Consider the following 4,535-nt stretch of genomic DNA (forward strand, 5'->3'; position numbering starts at 1 on the left):
ATGAATCATGCCCTTATAACCATCTCCATTGGTACGAGGTTTAGCCGTATAGACACGCATCACGATAAAGATTTTATCCGCAACTTTTTTCTGCAAGTCTGCTAAGCGATGAGCATATTCGAGCACTGCTTCTTCATTGTCCGAGGAGCACGGCCCCATCACCAAAAGGATTCGATTGTCCTCACCTGAGATGATGGCTGCCAACTCTCTATCGCGGGCTTCTTTCTTTCGCAAGGCTTCAGGTGACAGCTGAGTCGCAGCCTTGATTGCTTCAATGTCAATTTCTTGACCTTTTTCGATAAATGCCATCTTATTCTCCTAGTGTTTGGTAAATTTCGCGAACAAGTGCTTCTGTGTTGTCCCATCCTAGACACGGATCTGTAATGGACTTACCAAAAATTTCTGGTTCATTTTGACGTCCATCTTCTAGATAGGACTCAATCATAAAACCACGAACGTATTTCTTGATTTTCTCATTCCAGTCACGGTTAATCAAGGTCTGACGAACGATACGGATTTGATCCATGTACTGCTTGCCTGAATTGTCATGATTGGTATCGATGATGATAAAGGGATTTTCCAAGCCCATCTTTTCATACTGGGCAATGGTATCCATCAAATTGTCATAATAGTAGTTAGGAATATTTTTCCCATATTCATTCAAGGCACCACGAAGAATGGCGTGGGATAGAGGATTTCCAGTCGTTTCCACCTCTTTACCGAGAAAGAGAAAACTCTGTTTATTTTGCGCTGCGTAAATCCCGTTAAACATAACATTGAGATTTCCAGATGTTGGATTTTTAAATCCTGTTGAGAAATCTGCTCCACTTGCTACAAAACGGTGTTGCTGATCCTCGACTGAACGAGCTCCAACAGCCATATAAGAAATCAAATCATCCACCAGCGGAAGATTTTCAGGATAGAGCATCTCATCAGCCGTTGTCATACCCGTCTCGGTAATCACACGGTAGTGTAGCTGACGAACAGCCTTGATCCCATTGATTAAGCTAGGAGCTTCTGTTGCATTTGGTTGATGAATCAAGCCCTTATAGCCATCTCCATTGGTACGAGGTTTGGCTGTATAGACACGCATAACCATAAAAATGCGGTCTTTGACTTCTTCTTGTAAGGCAGACAAGCGCTTAGCATACTCAAGAACCGCCTCTTCGTTATCAGATGAACATGGTCCAATCACCAAGAGGATACGCTGGTCTTCTCCACGGATGATGGCTTCCAATTCCTGATCACGTTGATTTTTTCTCGCAAGAGCCGCTCCCTCTAATTTAGACAAGGCGCGAACTTCTTCAATGTTAATTTTGGGGCTTTTAGCTGTAAATACCATGATTCATCTCCTTATAAAGCAAACGGACACCAAGCAAAAAATGATTTTTACCAGGTATCCGCCTGTATCTTATCTCTTATTATTGTCTCTTTCCATGACAGTTCTTGAATTTCTTACCAGATCCACATGGGCATTGGTCATTTCGTCCGATTCGGCTCAAGTCCACATCTTTTGGAAGCTGAGCCTGCTGAGCTGCGATGTTACGAGTCGCAGTCGTGCTGATATTGTGCTCTGTTTGTGGACGTTCTTGCTCGTGGATTTGTGCTTTCATCATCAAACGAGTCACATCAAACTCAATCGCCCCAATCATATCATTAAACATGCGGAAGCCTTCTGCTTGATACTCAACAACTGGGTTATTTTGGGCATATCCACGAAGACCAACAGCATTTCGCAACTGATCCAGAGCGTCGATATGGTCTGTCCACTTGTTATCTACAACACGCAGAATCAAGACTTTTTGGAATTCCTTGACCGCATCTTCATCACGAAGTTTAGCAACTTGGCTAGCATAAACCTTCAATGCACGTTGATATAGCTCATCTTTGATGGCTTGATCTGACAGACCTGCAAGATCTGAACGGCTAATTGAATCTTCTGGAAGTAAGTTGTACTTAGCAAAGTTCAAGATTGCTTCTAGTTTTTCATCTTCCTTAGAACGTGCATGTGCATCCACGATACGTCCAATGGTACGACGAATCATAGCATGGATTTCTGGTGCCAAGTCACGATCTGCAGTAATGACATCATAACGTTGTGCATAGATGATTTCACGTTGTTCACGCATAACGTCGTCATATTGAAGGACTTGTTTACGAGTGTCGTAGTTGTTTCCTTCGACACGTTTTTGAGCTGCTTCAACTTGACGCGTTAACATGCGAGATTCGATGGCTTCGTCAGACATGTTGAGACGTTCAAAGACACCTTTCAAACGTTCTGAACCGAAACGTTTCATCAAATCATCTTCAAGAGACAAGTAGAATTGTGACTCACCTGGGTCTCCTTGACGCCCTGAACGTCCACGAAGCTGATTATCAATACGGCGACTTTCGTGACGCTCTGTACCAATGACGCAAAGACCACCAAGTTCACGAACTCCTTCACCAAGCTTGATGTCGGTACCACGACCGGCCATATTAGTTGCGATGGTAACCGCACCACGCTGACCAGCATTCATGATGATTTGAGCTTCTCTGTAGTGATTTTTCGCATTCAAGACTTCGTGAGGAACACCTGCTTCGACTAATTTCTTAGAAAGGAAATCACTTGTTTCAACGGCAACAGTACCTACCAAGACTGGCTGACCCTTTTGATAACGTGCCTTCACATCTTCAACCACGGCCTTGAATTTTGCATCAAGACTTGCATAGAGAAGGTCTGAGTGGTCAATACGCTGGATTGGGCGGTTGGTTGGGATTGGAATGACGCGAATGTTATAGATTTCACGGAATTCTTCTTCTTCTGTTTTACCAGTACCCGTCATACCTGCCAATTTCTTATACATACGGAAGAGGTTTTGGTAGGTAATAGAAGCTGAAGTCTTGGTCTCGTCTTGAATTGGTACACCTTCTTTTGCTTCAATCGCTTGGTGTAAACCATCAGAGTAACGGCGACCTTCCATGGTACGACCTGTAAATTGGTCGACGATGAGGATTTCCTGCTCTTCACTAACCACATAGTCAATATCGAGAATCATGATATAGTTGGCACGGAGGGCATTGTCGATGAAGTGAGTAAGAGCTACATTTTCAATATCGTAGAGATTTTCCAGTTTGAAATAGCTTTCAGCCTTGTCAATCCCTGAATCAGACAAACCAATAGTCTTAGACTGAATGTCGATGATATAGTCATCTTTGTCCAAGGATTTGACAAAGTGATCCGCCATATGATAAAGCTGACTCGTTTCCACTGCGTTGGCTCCTGATACGATCAAGGGAGTACGAGCCTCATCAATCAAGATCGAGTCAACCTCATCGACCAAAGCATAGTTGAGCGGACGCTGTACCATGTTTTCTGCCCGAACAACCATGTTGTCACGAAGGTAGTCGAAACCAATCTCTGAGTTAGTCGAATAGGTAATATCACAGAGATAGGCTTCTTTCTTCTCCATCGGTGACTTAGCAGCCAAATTAATCCCTACTGACAAACCCAGCCATGAGTACAATTCACCCATCTCAGTCGCATCACGTTCCGTTAGATACTCGTTGACCGTTACTACGTGAACCCCTTCACCTGCAAGGGCATTGAGGTATACAGGCATCGTCGCTGTCAAGGTTTTCCCTTCACCTGTACGCATCTCAGGAACATCTCCATGGTGGAGGACAATCCCACCCATGACCTGAACTTTATATGGGAAAAGTCCAAGAACACGCTTGGCAGCTTCACGTACTACCGCAAAAGCCTCATAGAGCAGTGAATCCAGCGATTCACCCTTATTGTAACGTTCCTTAAATTCATCTGTTTTTGCTTTTAGCTGGTCATCCGTCAAGGATACCATCTGATTTTCATATTTGAGAACCTTGTCTGCCATCTTTTCCAGACGACGAAGTTCCCCTTTATCATTTTCAATAATCGTTTTTAAAATATTAGCCATTATTTTCCTTACTTTAGATTCTGAATATTTTAGAATGTTCTTTTAATTCTAGCACATTTACTCTTAATTTTCAAGAAAGAATCCGCGTTTAAACAGGGAAAAGAGGCTAACTTCTAGGTCAGCCTCTTGGCTTTTTATGGACTACATTTCACACAAATATTTAATTGCCAAGCAGAGCTGGCAAAATTCCAAAAATCAGGAAAAGATTGATCCAGAAGGCCATGCAAAATAGCACTCCAAAGAGAAAGAGACTTATCCTTTTAGTCAGCGCTGAGAAAAAGATTGCCAATACACCAAAGACGACAAAGAGTTTTTTCATGATGAAAAAATAAACCGAAACTCCTCCTATTTGCAAATCCCATGGAAGAAAAAAGACCAGTAGCCATAACAAGCAAATCGTAAGAATGTAGGTTTTGTAGTATTGATGAATGAACTGCTTTATCTTGAACATTTGAGACCTCCTATAAACTCTAGCTATTGATAGATGTCCTCGTTTTGTTCTCTTGTTTCAGCTTGAACATTCTCTTTAGACAGGCATATATTTTCCAGTCATTCACAAGAGACAAAAAAACTAAAAGGAACCATATCCCCCAAATTGTT

Annotated in this window: 3 protein-coding genes and 1 pseudogene; all 4 read right to left on the reverse strand. The window is 42.4% G+C overall.

Going from position 1 to position 4,535, the window contains the following annotated elements:
• A pseudogene (locus SORDD16_RS06410) lies at window positions 1-309 on the reverse strand (3-deoxy-7-phosphoheptulonate synthase); the annotation flags it as partial.
• Between the two features lies 1 nt (window position 310).
• Window positions 311-1,342: a 3-deoxy-7-phosphoheptulonate synthase gene (locus tag SORDD16_RS06415; RefSeq protein WP_061413425.1), complete on the reverse strand. Its 1,032-nt coding sequence runs from the start codon at window positions 1,340-1,342 to the stop codon at window positions 311-313.
• Between the two features lie 79 nt (window positions 1,343-1,421).
• On the reverse strand, window positions 1,422-3,935 hold the full coding sequence (gene secA / locus SORDD16_RS06420; RefSeq protein WP_061452782.1) for a preprotein translocase subunit SecA: 2,514 nt from the start codon (window positions 3,933-3,935) through the stop codon (window positions 1,422-1,424).
• Window positions 3,936-4,095: 160 nt separating this feature from the next.
• Window positions 4,096-4,386 (reverse strand): hypothetical protein, encoded by a 291-nt coding sequence (locus tag SORDD16_RS12220; RefSeq protein ID WP_061452783.1) that lies wholly within the window; start codon window positions 4,384-4,386, stop codon window positions 4,096-4,098.
• Window positions 4,387-4,535 lie beyond the last annotated feature (149 nt).

Source organism: Streptococcus oralis (assembly GCF_001578945.1).
Lineage (GTDB): Bacteria > Bacillota > Bacilli > Lactobacillales > Streptococcaceae > Streptococcus > Streptococcus oralis_Q.

Coding starts and splice junctions, on each gene's coding strand:
- SORDD16_RS12220 (WP_061452783.1), bottom strand. CDS start 4,386: ATGTTCAAGATAAAGCAGTTCATTCATCAATACTACAAAACCTACATT.
- SORDD16_RS06415 (WP_061413425.1), bottom strand. CDS start 1,342: ATGGTATTTACAGCTAAAAGCCCCAAAATTAACATTGAAGAAGTTCGC.
- secA (WP_061452782.1), bottom strand. CDS start 3,935: ATGGCTAATATTTTAAAAACGATTATTGAAAATGATAAAGGGGAACTT.